Here is a 16,318-nt window from a genome sequence, read left to right as displayed (position 1 = left end):
TCATACGACCTCCGCCTTCTCTGTGCCGGCGAGCAGTCCGTCGAAATAGTCGACGGTGCGAGCCAAGCCGGTTTCGAGCCCGATGCGGGGCTGCCAGCCCAGCTCGGCCATGGCCCGGGAAATATCCGGCCGCCGCTGACGGGGGTCGTCGGTGACTGCCGGCAGGTGGACGATCCGGGAACGCGAGTTCGTCAGGTCCCGGATGATTTCCGCCAGACGCCGAACGGTCATTTCGGCTGGGTTGCCGAGGTTGATCGGACCGTTGCAGGCGCTGCCGGCGGCCGAAAAACGCAGGAAACCCTCGATGAGATCGTCGACATAGCAGAAAGAACGGGTCTGCTGGCCATCGCCATAGATCGTCAGATCCGCGTTGCGCAGGGCCTGCACGATGAAATTGGAAACCACCCGCCCGTCGTCCAGGCGCATGCGGGGTCCGTAGGTGTTGAAGATGCGGCCGACCTTGATGTCGACGCCATAAGTCCTGTGATAGTCGAAAAACAGGGTTTCGGCGCTGCGCTTGCCCTCGTCGTAGCAGCCGCGCGGTCCGATCTGGTTGACATTGCCGCAATAGGATTCGTGCTGCGGGCTGTGGATCGGGTCGCCATAAACCTCCGACGTCGACGACTGGACGACGATCGCACCGGTCTTTCGCGCGCAATCCAGGGTGTTGACGGCGCCGAGCACGTTGGTGAGCAGCGTTCCCACAGGATCCCGCTGATAGTCGGGCGGAGAGGCCGGAGAGGCGAAATTGAAGATGAGCGACGCTTCGATGTCGAAGGGCTGGCGAACATCATGCTCGACGATGTGGAAGCGAGTGTTCGACGCAAGGTGGTCGACATTCGCACGGCGGCCGGTGGAAAAATTATCGAGGCATATGACACGGTGGCCGCGCCGCAGAAGCCTTTCGCAGAGATGTGAACCGAGGAAACCTCCCCCGCCATTCACAAGAACGGTGCGCAATGCTTGCGCTACCGGTATGCCTGACACTTCAGAATAGCTTTCGCTGGGAACGAAACTACGCATTACAAACTCCTTCCCATGTATTAGTCTTTTGATTTATTTATGCGCCTCAAGTCTTCCCATCCGTCTGGATGTTCGTGAAACCTCCTATCAAGGCATGAATAACTTTGTAGTTATTCTTCGGATAACTGGCTTACTACTCAAATGATAAGACGATTAGCGTGAAGGTCAACTTTAAAAAGTTCTAGTATCCAAAATAATTACACAAGTATTCTTCAAGGTAACAAATGATTAATCACACTTAACCCTTCTCCGCCACAATGCTTTCACCTGCCGCTCAAGCTTCACTCAATGCAGCTAATATAAAAGGGAAGGCGGGAGATTGGCCGGGTTCAACGGCACCGCCGGTCTTGCATCCGGAAGCGCCATATGCGAGGGGTTTTGGCATGTTGAAAAAACAAGATGCAGCGCAGCTGAAAGGCCGGCGTATCCGCTCGGCGATGTTCGCCTGGCGAATGGCGCTTCTTGCGATCGGACCGACGGCCTGCACGGTCGTCGGCGACGATATCGCGGTCGTCGCGAAGAAGAATGCCGCCGCGGTCGAGGCGCCGCGCGTTTCCAAGGCCTATGCCTATCCGGCAAATCGGGCCGAGCGTCCGGTTGCGCCGACAGTCCGCACCGCAGCCTATCATGGCTCAGCGCCCTATATCTGCTCTCCAAGCGGCTTCGGACAGAAGTCGCGCTGCTTTGCGCGTCCCTCGATCTGAAGCAAAAGCGCTAGATCAATTGCGCCAGCGGCCGGACATGTCGTCTTCGCCGGCAGGATGCTCATTGAAGAAACGGGACGCAGCTTCCGTACGGTTTCGCACGTTCATCTTCTTGTAGATGTTGCGGACGTGAACCTTCACGGTATTTTCGGAGAGATGCAGCTTGTCGGCGATGATCTTGTTCTGCGTGCCCTTGCATATGAGATCCAGGATCTGAACCTCCCGGGTCGTCAAAGCGGAGATGCTGTCGCGTCTCAGCTTGAGCGCATTGCTGCGGGCCGCATCGACCGATTTTGTCTGATAGAGCGAAGGCTCCAGCTGAGAGTTTTTGTTGGTGAGGCGATTGAGAAGTGCTGACGGAAAATGTTCGCCGCCCTTCATCAGCAGATCCACTGCAGCCATGAAGACATCGAGCCGCAGGTTGAGTGGCAGGACGCCATCGATGATCCGCGCTTCTACGAGCCGGCTGACATAGGGCTCGAGCATGTCGATCGCTTCGACGACAAGTCCGATCGAGGTTTCAGGGTGGTTTTCGCGGGCAGCCTGCAGCGCTTCGTGAAGCTCCGGGCCGGGTATATGATAAAATAAAACGAGTTTCATATCGCTGGCATCTTTTTCCAGCATCGGCTTTGTACTCGTTATGCTTGACACTTCACAGTTCGGAAATTTCTTCGCTAGTGCTTCTACCATGCATTCTGAAAATAGATCTGCCTTGGCCACCACTAGTATAGTATCTCCGGACGGACCCAACTTCCTTCCCTGGTCCGCATTCTCCATTCCTGAGCCTGTCATGAACATTTACGCCTCCCCTAGCGTTACACTTTACTAAAACGTTGAGCGATGGCGGGTATAAGATAGTATGAAATGCCGACCCCGAATGACATCGCCTTATTTTTTAGACATTTCTTAATTATGTTAATACGGATTGAGAAGGAAGGAAATGGCCCAAAGTGATTAGTTTTAGTAGGCGAAAAACGATACGATACAAATCTTCGGTTGTATTTTCACCGCAATATATACTTCGAGGCTATATTTGCGTCGACTATAGATGATCAGTTGAATGTAATATTTCAGTACAAATTTTGATATTTAGTTATGTAAGGGCGGGCCGGATATGAGACAGGAAACGTCGACAGCTGTCCTTCAACCCTGCAGCGAAAGCCGGGAGCCCCGGATTATCGCTGCTCGCCGACGCCGCTGCCGAACAGATCTTAGCGCTCCAGCGATAGGAGCTGTCCGCGGGCTAATCGGGCAGGGCAGATCGGCGTTAGCCCGAATTGATGTCTATCGGATCCGCATTTTTTCCAGCATCCTGTGATCGTCGTCCAAGTGGCGACATGGAAAAGCCAGGTATTGTCATGCGTTTTTGATACACGGCCTCCATTATAGGGCAACTCAACGAAAAGAAAACCTGACTACTCCTTATCCTTTCAGGATTCGGAGCCGGATATGTGCGGCCTTGTACTGAGTACGTACGTTCCCAATACCAACGGTTTGATCAACAAATCGCGATGAAGCTGCAGATGACTGGTATCGAATACATCTGCCGATGTTAACCGCATCGGAGCGAGCGCGAGTAAAATCCCATTGAGATGAGAGGGATTTCGAAAAGCTGCTCCGGTTTTTTCTGGAGAATGCAATGTCTGACGACACCGAAATCACGAAGGCCGGGGCGCTTGCCGACGGCTTTGCCAACAGCGCGATCAATTCGACTGAAATCGACGACGATTCGACCGGTTATGTCGGCGGCGTCGCCAATGGCGACAATCGCGACAATACCGACAACAGCGTCGACGTGGACGTCAAGGCGGAGATCGATGTCGCCGCCAACAATGGCGACAACCGCGACAACGAATATGACTGGAGCTACAAGTCCGACGACGATACGAGCACCAAGACCACGACGATCACCGATACCGACACCAAGACCGACTACGACTGGAGCTATGACAGCAAGTCGTACAGCGACAACGACACCGACACCAAGACGATCACGGACACCGATACGAAGACCGTTACCGACACCGATATCAAGACCGTTACCGAGACGGAGACGGATACGAAGACGGTTACCGACAGCTTCAACACCTCCGACAGCTTCAACAAGACGGACACAGACTTCGCCGTCATCGAGGATGTCAAGGACTCCAACCTCGGCGTTGCCGGACACGACCTCACCTTCAACCTCGGGGACGACTTCTCCTTCACTCTCGACGTCGACAGCATCCTGAACAATTCGCTGACCGGCGAAGGCAATGACAGCGGCTTCAGCGCCGTCCAGGCGAACCATCTGGCCGACCAGGATAGCGCCTGGAACACCAAGATGGACAACGCAGGAGCTCAGAACCACCTGAATGCCACTGGCGGCACCGCCGACAGCGCAGAAGGCATGGAGATGGACGGCAAAGGCTGGGATCTCAAGGCCGGCGACGACGCCACCGGATCGAGCGCGGCCGATGCTTCGGCGATCCTTGCCAATTCCGGCTTCCACCTCGAGCTCGTTCAGGGTGCGAACCTGCTCAGCAACACAGTCGACTCCAGCGTCATCGGCGGCAATTCTCATGCCTCCGACGTCGGCGAGGATACCGGCACCTGATACGACCTCCAGCGACCAAGACGAACTGCACCGGCTCAAGCCGGTGCAGTTTGATTGCTTGAAAACGATTTGACGACCACACCACGGCTCCCGGCGGGCGCCACAAAGGCCGATCGTCATCTCGAATGGGAGGGCCGAACCATGCATATCGAGAAGATTTCGGAAATCATTGCGCACTTCATCGGTCTCTTCGAGATGACGACCGACGAGATGAGGTTGCGTACCAACTATGCCGAAGGCGCAGGACCGGGCGCGGATGGACCGGCTCTGCCGGATCAGGATGCCTTTACCGCCGCCTTCTCTTCCGATCTCCAGCTCAAGGACTACGATCCGGGCATCAATTACAAAAGCGGCAGCTACGAAATCGAATTTGGCCCGGCGCGCCATTTCGGCCGCGTCTTCGAAGAGAGCCTCGAGAAGCTGGCGGCGATTGCCGGAAAGGACATCCCGTTACCGCATTTCGGCGATCCTACGGATATCGTGCTCACGGATGAGCCGGAACTGACAGTCTTTGCCGGGCCTGGTTCGGCGATCAGCCATGTCCTCCAGATCAACGCTCTCTACGACGACGACTATCTCGATATGACGGACGGCGTCCATGCGCCTCGAGACACGAGTTTCGTCATCGAGCGGCTCGCGGATTTCAGCACCAAGGCCGAGATCTTCACGCCGTTTGCAAGCCTCCACCGGACAGATACCTATGATGGCGCCCTGAAGATCGCCGAGGATCTCGAAAGCTATATCCAGAATGCCCAAAATACCGAGGACAGCGGGACAACTTCGCTCGGCACCGACGCGACGCATGAGTTCGTCCGCCTCGACCCCGAGGTCAACGACACCGTTTACATCAATGGCAAGGCCGAGACCGATATACCGGTCCTCGACGACTTCCTGCCCGACCGCGGTCTCGCCAAGCTTCCGGAAGAACCCGACGACAGCAATACATCCGTCGAGCAGACCGACCCGAGCGGCAACAGCCTCGATGTCACCGCCGGTGCAAATCTCGTCGTCAACGTCGCCTCGGTGATCAATACCGGCGTCATCACCTCGGTCTCGGCGGTGATGGGCAATTATCACCAGATCGACGCGATCTCCCAGGCCTTTGTCTACAGCGACAATGACGAGATCGCTTCGACGCTGCATTCATCCGGCCATTCGGCCGAAGAGGCGGGAACGATCGCCAAGAATATTGCCCTCTTCGAACACAGCACCTTCGAAGCATCGAGCCATGTCGACACCGATGCAGCCGAGCCGACGTTCCCCAACAGCTGGCGCGTCAGCGTCATCGACGGCGACGTCTCCTTCGTACAGTGGATCGAGCAATATCAATTCGTCACCGACAACGACACGATGACGGTCACCACCTCGGGATCCGAAGCCACGGTTCTGACGGGCGGCAATACCTCCATCAACTTCTCCTCCTTTTTTCAGATGGGCCTGCAATATGATCTGGTGATCATCGGCGGCAATGTGCTCGACATCAACAGCATTACGCAGGTCTCGCTGCTCTACGACAATGACTGGGTGCGGGCAGAGGGTGACCTCGATCCCGGCGCCGACATACAAACGGGCAACAATCTGCTCTGGAATTTCGCCTCGATCCACAATGTCGGGACGGACAGCCCGTTTGCGGCCATGCCGGACTACATGGTCGAGACGCAGAACGCGATCGAAGATCGCGATCCCAACATGCCGGAAGGGCTGTCCTTCGATGCGAATTTCCAGGGCTATGCCGGCCTCAACGTGCTCTACATCACCGGCAATCTCTATGACATGACGATCATAAAACAGGTCAGCATTCTCGGCGATTCCGACGATGTGACCCAGGCGGCGTCGACCATCCTCGAAAACAATCCCGACGCAACTGTTACGATCGACACGGGCAGCAATGCCGTCGTCAACATCGCCGAGATCGTCGACTACGACAGTTTCGGCCAGACGACCTATCTGGCAGGCCAGCTCTATTCAGACGCCATCCTTATCCAGGGCGGGCTGGTGGAGCATGACACGACACAGCCGCAGCCGGCCGACGACAGGCTCGCTAACGAAGTCATCGCTTTTCTCGACAACGACGATCCGGCGGGCTGCGATTGCGCTGACGGCGTCATCAATGCCGGGAATGATTTTTCATGGTCGTCGACGCACCCCGCCGACGTAATGCAAGCCATGGTCGCCTGATCTTGAGTATTGCGAAGGAACCACGATGAACCAGATTTCGAAACAAATCTTTGCGGCAGGCAGCGCCCTCGATCTGAGATCGGGCACTATTCCCTCCGCTGCCCCCCCGGAAGCGACAATGACCGATGTGTGCATCTCAGCGATCGACGAGGCGGTCGAGAACCTTCGCAGGCTGAGCGGCGCCGCTGCTTCGTCTCCCGATGAGCGCAAGGAGACGTCCGAAGCTGCGGCCAACGAGGCTGCCGATATCGGACGCGCAAGCGCTACGCAGGTGCCCCTCCCGGAAAAGACGGCGGTGCCGGAAGCGAAAGTGGGAACAGCACCTCCTGTTGCGGTGGCGCATGGCCGGGCAATAGCAGAACCGGCGGAAGCGCCGGCCCAGCCGCAGATCGAAGCACGGGTGACGCCCGAACTGCCGAAAGAGAAGACCGAGCTTAAATCGAGCCCGACGATGCCCTTCGGCAAGACCATCGAAGGAGAAAGCGGTCCGATCAGCGAGAACGACAGGCGGCTGCGCACCGGCGGCGGCGGAAACGGCAAGAATTCCGATCCCGGGGGCGGCGGGGGCGGGGGCGGGGGAAGCGGCGGCGGTTTTCACAAGCGCAGCGAGCCTGTGAATTTCGCCGCCAGCCTCTCGCGCGGCATGGCGGCGGTACGGCGCAACCTGGTGGTCGTCATGATGTTCACGATCGCCATCAACGTCCTTCTGCTGGCGATACCGCTCTATCTCTTCCAGATATCCGACCGGGTGCTGACAAGCCGCTCCGTCGACACGCTCGTCATGCTCTCGATCGCCGTGATCGGCGCCGTGCTGCTGCAGGCCTTCATGGATTCGGTGCGGCGCTTCATCCTGATGCGCACCGCGGTGGAGCTCGAAGTACAGCTCGGCGCGCCGATTCTCAGCGCTGCAGCGAGGGCATCGCTGCATGGCAGCGGCAAGGACTATCAGACGCTGCAGGATCTGCAGCTGCTGCGCGGCTTCCTGACCTCAGGCACGCTGATCGCATTTCTCGATGCGCCGCTGATGCCGTTCTTCGTGGTCGTCGTCTATTTCGTGCATCCGCATCTCGGCATCATCATCATGGTCTGCTGCGCGGTGCTTTTCGTCATCGCCTATCTGAACCAGAAATTCACCGCCCGGCAATTCGCCGAATCCAACGGCTATCTCAGCCGGGCGAATTTCCATCTCGATTCCATGTCGCGCAATTCGCAGATCATCAACGCAATGGCGATGATCCCCGAGGCCGTGAAGATGTGGGGCCGGGAAACGGCGGGTTCGCTGAAATCGCAAGTCGAGGCACAGGACCGCAATATCATCTTCTCCGGCATATCGAAGGCCTGCCGCATGATCACCCAGGTCACCCTGCTCGGCTGGGGCGCACATCTGTCGCTCGCCGGCGAACTGACGGGCGGCATGGTGATTGCGGCCTCGATCATCTCGGGGCGCGCGCTGGCACCAATCGAAGGCGCCATAGAAGGCTGGAACCAGTTCAACCGGTCGGCAGCCGCCTATAGCAGGATCAAGGGGCTACTCTTGAATTCGCCATTGAACTTCCCGCGCCTGCGTCTTCCCAATCCCGAAGGCCGGCTCGATGTCGAACGCATTCTCTTCGTGCCGCCACCGCAAAAGAAGGTCATTCTCAACGGCATCTCCTTCTCGCTCAGGAAGGGGGAATCGCTTGCGATCATCGGTAATTCCGGATCCGGCAAGACGACGCTCGGCAAGATGCTCGTCGGCTCGATCGTCCCGACATCGGGAAATGTACGCCTCGACCTGATGGATCTGCGCAACTGGGACCAGCGCCAGTTCGGCGAAAGCATCGGCTATCTGCCGCAGGACGTGCAGCTCTTTCCCGGCACGATCAAGGCCAATATCTGCCGCATGCGCGACGACGTCGACGATCACCAGATCTACGAGGCCGCGGTGCTCGCCGACGTGCACGAACTCATCGCCGGCTTCCCGCAGGGCTACGAAACCATCGTTGCAGCCGATGGCGCTCCGCTTTCGGGCGGCCAGAAGCAGCGCATTGCGCTCGCCCGTGCCTTCTTCGGCAATCCCAAATTCGTGGTGCTCGACGAGCCGAATTCGAACCTCGATACGCAGGGCGAGGCAGCCCTTGCCAGGGCACTGATCCACGCCAAGAAGCAGGGCATTACCACCGTCACCATTACCCAGCGCCCGGCTCTTCTCCAATGCGTCGACAAGATCCTTGTGCTCAAGGACGGCACTGTCGCCATGTTCGGGGAAAGGATCGAGGTGCTGCAGGCGCTATCCAAGAACAACAGTAATAACGGTCAACAAGCACCGCGCATTGAGGGATGAACGACATGGGACGGAAAAATCGGGAGACGACCGGTCCGGCGCAGCTCGAATGGTATAGCGATGTGCCGCGCTCGATCCGTGTGCACAGCATCGTCGGCCTGACGGTTCTCTTCACCTCGTTCGGCGGCTTCGGCTTCTGGGCGGCGACGGCGCCGCTCGCCTCCGCCGTTATCGCGCAAGGAAGCTTCGTCGCGACCGGCAACAACAAGATCGTCCAGCATCTGGAAGGCGGCATCATCAAGGAGATGCGCGTCAGCGAAGGCGATACGGTCAAGGAAGGCGACATCCTGCTGACCCTCGATCCCACAGCATCCCGCTCAAACGAGCGGATGCTGCAGCTTCGCCGCCTGCGCCTTGAAGCCGTCGTCGCCAGGCTCCGTGCCGAAGCGCAGGGCCTGCGCGAATTCCAGCTTCCCGATATCGTGATGAAGGAGGCCAGCGATCCTGATATCAACGCGATCATCCAGAGCCAGAACGTCGTCTTTCACAGCAAGCAGATCAAGCTTGAAGAGCAGCTCAATCTGATCGAGAAAAACATCGCATCGCTCGAATTCCGCTTCGCCGGCTATAGGGGCCAGCGAGAATCCTTCGAAAGGCAACTGTCGCTGCTGACCGAGGAACGCGACTCCAAGGCTCGGCTGGTCAAGGTCGGCTATATGCGCAAGACGGATCTGCTGGCAATCGAGCGGGCGATCGCCGATGCGATGGGCGACATTGCTCGACTGAACGGCGAGCTCAACGAGAGCGAGGCGGAGATCGCCAAATTCCGCCAGGAAGCCGTCATCGCCGTCAACTCCAACAAGCAGGCGGCACTCGATGCGCTCGAGACCGCTGAAACCGATCTGGACAGTGTGCGCCAACAGATGCGGGAGGCCGCCGGCGTGCTCGAACGCACCACTATCCGATCGCCGGTGTCGGGTACGGTGGTGCGCTCCTATTTTCACACAGCCGGCGGTGTCATCACGACAGGAAAGCCGATCATGGAGATCCTGCCGTCGCATGTGCCGCTGATCCTGGAAGCGAAGGTGCTGCGCACTTCGATCGACCAGCTGCATGAGGGAGAAATGGCCTCGATCCGCCTAACGGCGCTCAACCGGCGCACGACCCCTGTTCTGCAGGGCAAGGTCTTCTACGTCTCAGCCGATTCGATCGAGGAAAATGCGGGAGCTTCGGTCAAGGACGTCTATATCGTCCGCGTCGGAATACCCGATTCCGAGATTGCGCGGGTGCACAATTTCCATCCCGTTCCCGGAATGCCGGCCGAAGTGCTGATTCAGACGTCGGAACGCACCTTCTTCGAATATCTGAGCAAACCGATCACCGACAGCATGTCCCGGGCTTTCAAGGAGCGCTGATCGCTCGCGATCCGGCACGGGCGGTCCGGTAGATATGACGGACTTGCCCGTTGTTCTGATGTAATGTCCACATGTCCATCCCTTGAGGGATGGATCCCCTCCGGGGAGAAAGGTTCAAGCATGGCGGCGATGTCCGATGTCCTGCTGCGGGTCGGCCGCCTGAACTATGTCTGGACGAACACCGAAAGCCTGCTGATCTACATCATCGCCCATCTTCTCCGGGTCGAAAAGGATGCGGCAATCGTCGTGTTCCTGACGCTCAACACCACGCGCGCCCGGATCGATCTCATCGAACGGCTGTCCAAGCTCGCTTCGACCTCCCCTTCCGACCGGAAGGCGATTCTTTCGGCCATGTCGCGGCTGAAGAAGGAATCCAAGATCCGCAACAAGTACAATCACTGCATCTACTCCTTCGACGAAAAAGGAGAGATCTCGAGCACGCAGCTGATGCGGCTCGTCGAGGACGACAAGCAGATCCGCTACGGCAAGATCGAACAGATGGACGCGCGCGAGCTCGACCTTCTGGAAAAGTCGATCGCCGAGATCGTCGCCATCAGCCGGACGCTCTGGGCCTTCATCCATGCGAGCCCGCGGATCTCCGGCGAGCTCTGATCTAATCCTTATGTATCCATGTTCTCAAAACCGCTGCACACTTTCGGGCGATGTCCGTTGAAGCGCTTTATCCTTCCGGACCCGTTGCGCTCTATCGTTTTGAATCTGTGTATAATTCGACCAGAAACCGGATGCGATTTTGGGTTATGCGCCGGCTCAGGACTAATCCCATTTAGGCTCCGCAAATCATCCGGACGGTTTATTTGAAGATCGGTGTTTCCCATTAGAATGAAACCTCCCGAGTGACGTATGGGGTATTGGGGGGCGGGCATGCGCATAGATATCATCGACACCATTGCGGGGTTCGAGGCGGTACGCGAGAACTGGGATCAGGTCTTCCTGGAAGATCCCGACGCGCAGCATTTCCTCTCCTGGATATGGCTGAAGAACTATCTCTCCCGCCGACGCCGCTGGTTCATTCTCGCCCTTCGCGAACGCGATCCCGAAGCACCCTATGTCGCCTTCTTTCCGCTGCGCCTCATCACGCATCTGAACGAGAAGACCGGGCTCTTCTACGACGAGATCATCATGGCCGGGAATTTTGCGGCCGATTACACCGGCTTCATCGTCAGACCGGATTACGAGCATCACGCCATTGCCGGCTTTGCTTCGTTTCTCAAACATCAGAACTGGACCGACCTGAAGCTCGAATATTTCAGCGGCCCAGCCGGCCGGCGCGAGAAAATGATCGAGGCGCTGCAGGGACCAGAGGTGATGTTTCGCGACAGCTCGCCCAAAAACAGCGAGAATATCGACAATACGATCTGCCCGATCGTCCCCCTGCCGGCAAGCTTCGACGACTATCTCGAACAGCGCATGAGCAGCCAGACGCGCCAGAAGCTCCGGCGGTTCCTGCGCAAGGTCGAAGGAGACGATATTTACCGGATCACGATGGCGACCCCCGAGACCATCGATCGGGACCTGGATATCCTCTTCAATCTCTGGCGGATCAAGTGGAGTGCCCGCAAAGGCACGGAGCGGACCGAGCGGCTGATCATCACCACGCGCGAGATGCTGATTGACAGCTTCAACTGCGGCAATCTCGAGGTGCCGGTGTTTTGGCATGGCGACCAGCCGCTCGGCGCGCTGGCGAATATCGTCGACCGGCAGAAGAAGGCGATCCTCTTTTATATCACCGGCCGCGACGAAAACTGGAAGACGCCGTCCCCCGGTCTCATCCTGCATGGTTACTGCATCCGGCGAGCGATCGAGCACGGCTTCAAGACCTATGATTTCCTTCGCGGAAACGAACCCTATAAATATATGTTCGGGGTGGAGGAAAGGCGGATCAGCTGCACCTTGTTCCGCACCCGTAACGGCCAGAATTTGCATGGCGTACTCAATCCGCGCAGCATCCGTTTCGTCTATGAACAAGCGCTCGACATGTACCGCAACGGAGCCCGGAGCAAGGCGGAGATCGCCTTCAACCAAGTCCTGCAATCGGCTCCAGGCCATACCGGCGCGGAATTCGGGCTCGCCAATCTGCTATTCGACCGCGGCAAGCTGAAGGAGGCGTTGACTGCCTACAAGGTTCTCGTCGAGCAAGCGCCCGATCCGACACCGATCCAAATGCGGCTTGGCGACACGCAGCTTGCCCTGCATCAATATGAGCAGGCCGCAGAGACTTTCCGCCGGGTCGGCGAGATCGGGCCGCATCTTATCCAGGCACATTACAAGCGCGGTATCGCCCTTGCCGCCAGTAAACGGCTGGCCGAGGCGGAGGCCGTCTTCGCCGCGATCCAGGATGTGCATTCGGACGATCCGACCTCGCTCGATTATGCCGCCAAGGCGGGGATTGCCCTCGAACGCCTGCGCTCGATCGCCGAGCCCGCCGTTGGCAAGACGGACGTCGTGCCGGAGACCATCGCCCGCTGGAATCGGGGACGGCAACTCAGCGAGCGACGCCGGCCACGTCTGCATTGATGTGGCCTTGCCATGGTGCGGAAATGCGGTCCGGCGGCTCCGGGACGCGCAGCCACCATGGTCTTTGATTTTGAGCTGCAATCGTTGCTAAAAGAAAGCGCGAGCCTATTTTTGCAACTCCTCAGTGAGAAGTCATGCAGACAATTGCAGACGGCGCCGAAAGGGAACGGCTTCTGGCCATTCTCGATTTCTGGCACAAGATCGAGTTCTTCATTCCTTACGATCTCTCCAGCCGCATCGTCTCCGGTGAAGGCCGAACTGTTTTCTGGTTGCATGCAAGGACGCTCGACGACGACGGTGCCGCGCTCAGCCGTCCAGGGATCCCCGAGGAGAAGCAGATCACGGGTTTTACCCTGTTCCTCGGCGTTTTCAGCAAATCCGAAATTCCCATTGTCCGCAGGCACTTCGATAGCGTTGCGGCCGGTATCGCCGAATATGAGGATGCCGAACGCGGCGATCTCGATGGCGATACCTGCTTTGCCAGCCTGCAGCTGACATCCCTGGGACAGCCGATTTTCGAAACATTTTCCGTTTCCACGCTGCCATGGGCTTTGGGACGCGTGCGCGAATCCGGCCTCTCCTCGCTCAGCCACGAGGCATTTGCCGACAGCAAGCGGCAGCTCTCGGAATTGCTTCAAAACTTTCGGGCTCAACGGCATCTGAGATCTTCGTCCGCCGAGGACACGGCAGATCAACCGATCGATGCCAACGAAATCCTGACGCTGCATGAATTGCTCTGCGATTGGGCCGGCTTTGCCTCGAAGCAGGAAAAGCCCATCGCCGCCGTTGAAATACGCTATCGAGACCGGGTGGAAAAATCCGAGCTCATCTCCTTGCCGCCACCGCCTGATAGTAATGCGCACGATGCCGACGACGAGGAGGACGAGAGTGCAAGCGTTGAAGACGACATCGGCATCCTGAACAGCTTCTTCATCGAGGACATCGAGCGGGCGATGATACGCGTCACGCATGGCGATATCCCCGCGCCGCTCAGGCAATATCTCACCCCGCTGGCGCCTGAGAAACGGATCGACCTCTATTCGGATGACGGACGCCGGGCGATCGTTCGGGCCTTGCATCCTGGAAAACTCAACCGCGGGCGCTGGCTCAGCGAACCTCACCACGCCATGAGCCTCATGCAACAGTTTGCGATCAATTCGGCAATCGACGACCTGTCGGAAACGGGACTGTTCTCAGTCAACGGCCCGCCAGGCACGGGAAAGACGACACTGCTTCGCGACATGTTCGCGGATATTATCGTTCGGCGCGCCCGCATCCTGGCCTCCTTGAAGACGGCGCGCGATGCCTTCGATGGCGCGCCGCGCCGCGTCATTTTCTCGGACCGGAGCACGGCCTCGATATCGGCGCTGATCCCGGCGCTCGCAGGATTCGAAATGGTCGTCGCCTCCTCCAACAACGCCGCCGTGGAGAATATTTCGCGCGACCTTCCGAAGAAAAGCTCGGTCGCGAGAACGTCTTCATTCCAATATCTGCAGACCATCGCGCACAAAATCGCTTGTCAGAAGGACAATGGGGCGGTCGTCAAGCTCTCGGACGTCGACCGCCCGTGGGGGTTGATCGCCTGTGCGCTCGGCAATTCCCGGAATCGCCGAGCGTTCAAGGAACGTTTCGCCTTCATGGAGATCGCCGAAAGGCCGAAGCCCGGCTGGTCCGGTGCGGACAAACCACAGACCATCTGGGAGTGGCTAAAGGGTTATAAGGGACCAAACTTCGCCGAAGCATCGGCGGCATTTCAGGCCGCCGACAAGCTGGTTCGCGACAAGATCGGCGAATATGCACGCTATGCCGATCTCCATGACGAAATCGCCCTGGTTTCGCAGGATGGTTTCTGCCGCGAGGCGCTTGAAAAGGTCAGAGCAGCTGCGGCCGAACTTCGACATGCACAGGACCGATGCGATATGGTTGCCGCCGATATGCTCCGCATCAGGGAAGGCTTGTCTCCTCTGAAGGAGGAGGAACTGCTACTCGACCGCGGCGCTCCTGCGTGGTGGGAGAAAGTGCTGTCGACCAACCCTGCCCGGCAGCATCGGCACAATGTCGTCGCCAATGCACGAAGACAGCTGGAACTGCGCAAGGCGCTGGCGGACTGCGAACGTCACCTTGCGAAAACCCTCAGACCTGCGTTGGAACAGTCTTTGCGGAGACATCAACGTGCCCAACGGGCACTGCGGTCGCAACGAGAAATCTGGTCCAGGAAAAGGGAGGAGTTTGGCCGCCTAGGGGAAATTCTCAATCATCCCACCCTACCTGGGCGCCTCACCGATCTCGAGACCGATCAGTTCCAGATTGGCGGTCTGTGGCATCAGGACGAACTGGCAGGTCTGCGTTCGGCATTGCTGGAAGCAGCGTTGACGCTGCATGAAGCGTGGCTGGCGGACGTGGGGAAGAAAGGCGGAGGTTTTGGAGGAAACATCGTCGCCATCAACAAACTGCTTTCCAACAACGGTCCCGCCGACGGCGAGCACATTGCGTTGATCTGGCGGAGCCTTTTCATGATCGTTCCCATCGTCTCGACAACCTTCGCCTCCTTTGCCCGGCAGTTCCGCGGTGTCGACACCGGCTCGATCGGCTGGGTCTTCATCGATGAAGCTGGTCAGGCGGTGCCGCAAGCGGCCGTCGGCGCCCTGTTGCGGGCGCGCCGCGTTATGGTGATCGGCGATCCCCAGCAGATCGAACCGGTCTTCACTCTCCCCAGCGCGCTGATCACCGCCATCTCGGCTCTTTCGCCCCACACGGCGGCAGGACAATATTCGCCGAACAGGGCATCGGTGCAGATGCTGGCCGACGCCACCAACCGCTATGGGACGGCGGTCTCGGGCGAGGAAGCCGACGGGCTCTGGATCGGCAGCCCCCTCAGGGTACATCGGCGCTGCATCGATCCGATGTTCGGCCTTGCCAACCAGATCGCCTATCAGAACAAGATGGTATTCGGGCTGGAAGAACGCCGACCAGCCGGCGACGTGCCGCCGTTTTATGGCGACAGCGCCTGGATCGACGTCAAGGGCAGGGTATCGGGTAAACAGGCCGTTCCAGAACAGACGGATTTCATCGTCGACGTCCTTACCGCCACCTATCGCCGGGGCGGCGCGTTGCCAAATCTCTATATCATCTCGCCGTTCAAAGAGATCAAGAACAGTCTGAAGCAAGCTCTGGCCCACGCGACATGGATCGATCCGAACGGAAATATGCGCGCATCTCCACCGAAGCTGTCGAGGTGGTTGAAGGAAAGGATAGGCACGGTGCATACCTTCCAGGGCAAGGAAGAAGACATCGTTTTCATGGTGCTCGGCGCCGACGCCGCTCACAGCGGGGCGGCAGCCTGGGCCGCGTCAAAGCCGAACCTGTTGAACGTTGCCCTGACGCGCGCAAAATGCCGATTCTATATCGTCGGCGATCGCGCCCTCTGGGAAACCCTGCCTTACTTCAGGGAGACAGCGAGTGCGTTGGAGACAATACAGGCAGCCGAATTCCTGACTCGGATTGAGTTCAACTGAAGGATCCGGATTACTGCATCCTGGATGCGTCACTTCTGGAACGCAAAAAGCCCGCACGAGGCGGGCTTTTGAGTATGTGTATGTTGGAA

Annotated in this window: 10 protein-coding genes; 8 read left to right on the top strand and 2 right to left on the bottom strand. The window is 58.3% G+C overall.

Features of this window, described 5'->3' with window-relative positions; genetic code table 11:
* Positions 1–1,023: a UDP-glucuronic acid decarboxylase family protein gene (locus V8P77_RS19520; protein ID WP_335913860.1), complete on the bottom strand. Its 1,023-nt coding sequence runs from the start codon at positions 1,021–1,023 to the stop codon at positions 1–3.
* A 383-nt stretch (positions 1,024–1,406) separates the two neighbouring features.
* Between V8P77_RS19520 and V8P77_RS19515 the strand changes: the two genes are divergently transcribed.
* Positions 1,407–1,727, top strand: a complete 321-nt coding sequence (locus V8P77_RS19515) for a hypothetical protein (protein ID WP_335913859.1) — start codon at positions 1,407–1,409, stop codon at positions 1,725–1,727.
* Positions 1,728–1,742: 15 nt separating this feature from the next.
* Here the strand turns inward: V8P77_RS19515 and V8P77_RS19510 are convergent, their stop codons facing one another.
* Positions 1,743–2,525 (bottom strand): helix-turn-helix transcriptional regulator, encoded by a 783-nt coding sequence (locus V8P77_RS19510; RefSeq protein ID WP_335913858.1) that lies wholly within the window; start codon positions 2,523–2,525, stop codon positions 1,743–1,745.
* A gap of 841 nt (positions 2,526–3,366) precedes the next feature.
* Between V8P77_RS19510 and V8P77_RS19505 the strand changes: the two genes are divergently transcribed.
* From V8P77_RS19505 to V8P77_RS19475, 7 genes are all read left to right on the top strand, one after another.
* The gene (locus tag V8P77_RS19505; RefSeq protein WP_335913857.1) at positions 3,367–4,323 is read left to right on the top strand and encodes a fibrinogen-binding protein; all 957 of its coding nucleotides are present in this window, start codon (positions 3,367–3,369) and stop codon (positions 4,321–4,323) included.
* A 141-nt stretch (positions 4,324–4,464) separates the two neighbouring features.
* Entirely contained in the window at positions 4,465–6,501 is a 2,037-nt protein-coding gene (locus V8P77_RS19500; RefSeq protein WP_335913856.1) for a hypothetical protein, read from the top strand.
* Positions 6,502–6,526: 25 nt separating this feature from the next.
* Positions 6,527–8,824, top strand: a complete 2,298-nt coding sequence (locus V8P77_RS19495; RefSeq protein WP_335913855.1) for a type I secretion system permease/ATPase — start codon at positions 6,527–6,529, stop codon at positions 8,822–8,824.
* A 5-nt stretch (positions 8,825–8,829) separates the two neighbouring features.
* Complete coding sequence (locus V8P77_RS19490; RefSeq protein WP_335913854.1) at positions 8,830–10,179, top strand: HlyD family type I secretion periplasmic adaptor subunit; 1,350 nt, start codon at positions 8,830–8,832, stop codon at positions 10,177–10,179.
* 120 nt (positions 10,180–10,299) lie between these two features.
* Positions 10,300–10,791, top strand: a complete 492-nt coding sequence (locus tag V8P77_RS19485; RefSeq protein WP_012759596.1) for a hypothetical protein — start codon at positions 10,300–10,302, stop codon at positions 10,789–10,791.
* A 270-nt stretch (positions 10,792–11,061) separates the two neighbouring features.
* Entirely contained in the window at positions 11,062–12,714 is a 1,653-nt protein-coding gene (locus tag V8P77_RS19480) for a GNAT family N-acetyltransferase (RefSeq protein ID WP_335913853.1), read from the top strand.
* A 134-nt stretch (positions 12,715–12,848) separates the two neighbouring features.
* Positions 12,849–16,229 carry a DEAD/DEAH box helicase gene (locus V8P77_RS19475; RefSeq protein ID WP_335913852.1) on the top strand — a complete coding sequence of 1,127 codons (3,381 nt, stop codon included), beginning with the start codon at positions 12,849–12,851 and terminating at the stop codon, positions 16,227–16,229.
* Positions 16,230–16,318: the final 89 nt, after the last annotated feature.

Origin of the sequence: Rhizobium aouanii (assembly GCF_037002925.1) — a bacterium.
In the GTDB taxonomy this organism is placed as follows: domain Bacteria; phylum Pseudomonadota; class Alphaproteobacteria; order Rhizobiales; family Rhizobiaceae; genus Rhizobium; species Rhizobium aouanii.
This window is presented reverse-complemented; position numbering and strand designations above follow the sequence as displayed.

Bases quoted from the DNA above. Each gene is read 5' to 3' on its own strand.
- V8P77_RS19520 (WP_335913860.1), bottom strand. From the start codon at position 1,023: ATGCGTAGTTTCGTTCCCAGCGAAAGCTATTCTGAAGTGTCAGGCATA.
- V8P77_RS19515 (WP_335913859.1), top strand. From the start codon at position 1,407: ATGTTGAAAAAACAAGATGCAGCGCAGCTGAAAGGCCGGCGTATCCGC.
- V8P77_RS19510 (WP_335913858.1), bottom strand. From the start codon at position 2,525: ATGTTCATGACAGGCTCAGGAATGGAGAATGCGGACCAGGGAAGGAAG.
- V8P77_RS19505 (WP_335913857.1), top strand. From the start codon at position 3,367: ATGTCTGACGACACCGAAATCACGAAGGCCGGGGCGCTTGCCGACGGC.
- V8P77_RS19500 (WP_335913856.1), top strand. From the start codon at position 4,465: ATGCATATCGAGAAGATTTCGGAAATCATTGCGCACTTCATCGGTCTC.
- V8P77_RS19495 (WP_335913855.1), top strand. From the start codon at position 6,527: ATGAACCAGATTTCGAAACAAATCTTTGCGGCAGGCAGCGCCCTCGAT.
- V8P77_RS19490 (WP_335913854.1), top strand. From the start codon at position 8,830: ATGGGACGGAAAAATCGGGAGACGACCGGTCCGGCGCAGCTCGAATGG.
- V8P77_RS19485 (WP_012759596.1), top strand. From the start codon at position 10,300: ATGGCGGCGATGTCCGATGTCCTGCTGCGGGTCGGCCGCCTGAACTAT.
- V8P77_RS19480 (WP_335913853.1), top strand. From the start codon at position 11,062: ATGCGCATAGATATCATCGACACCATTGCGGGGTTCGAGGCGGTACGC.
- V8P77_RS19475 (WP_335913852.1), top strand. From the start codon at position 12,849: ATGCAGACAATTGCAGACGGCGCCGAAAGGGAACGGCTTCTGGCCATT.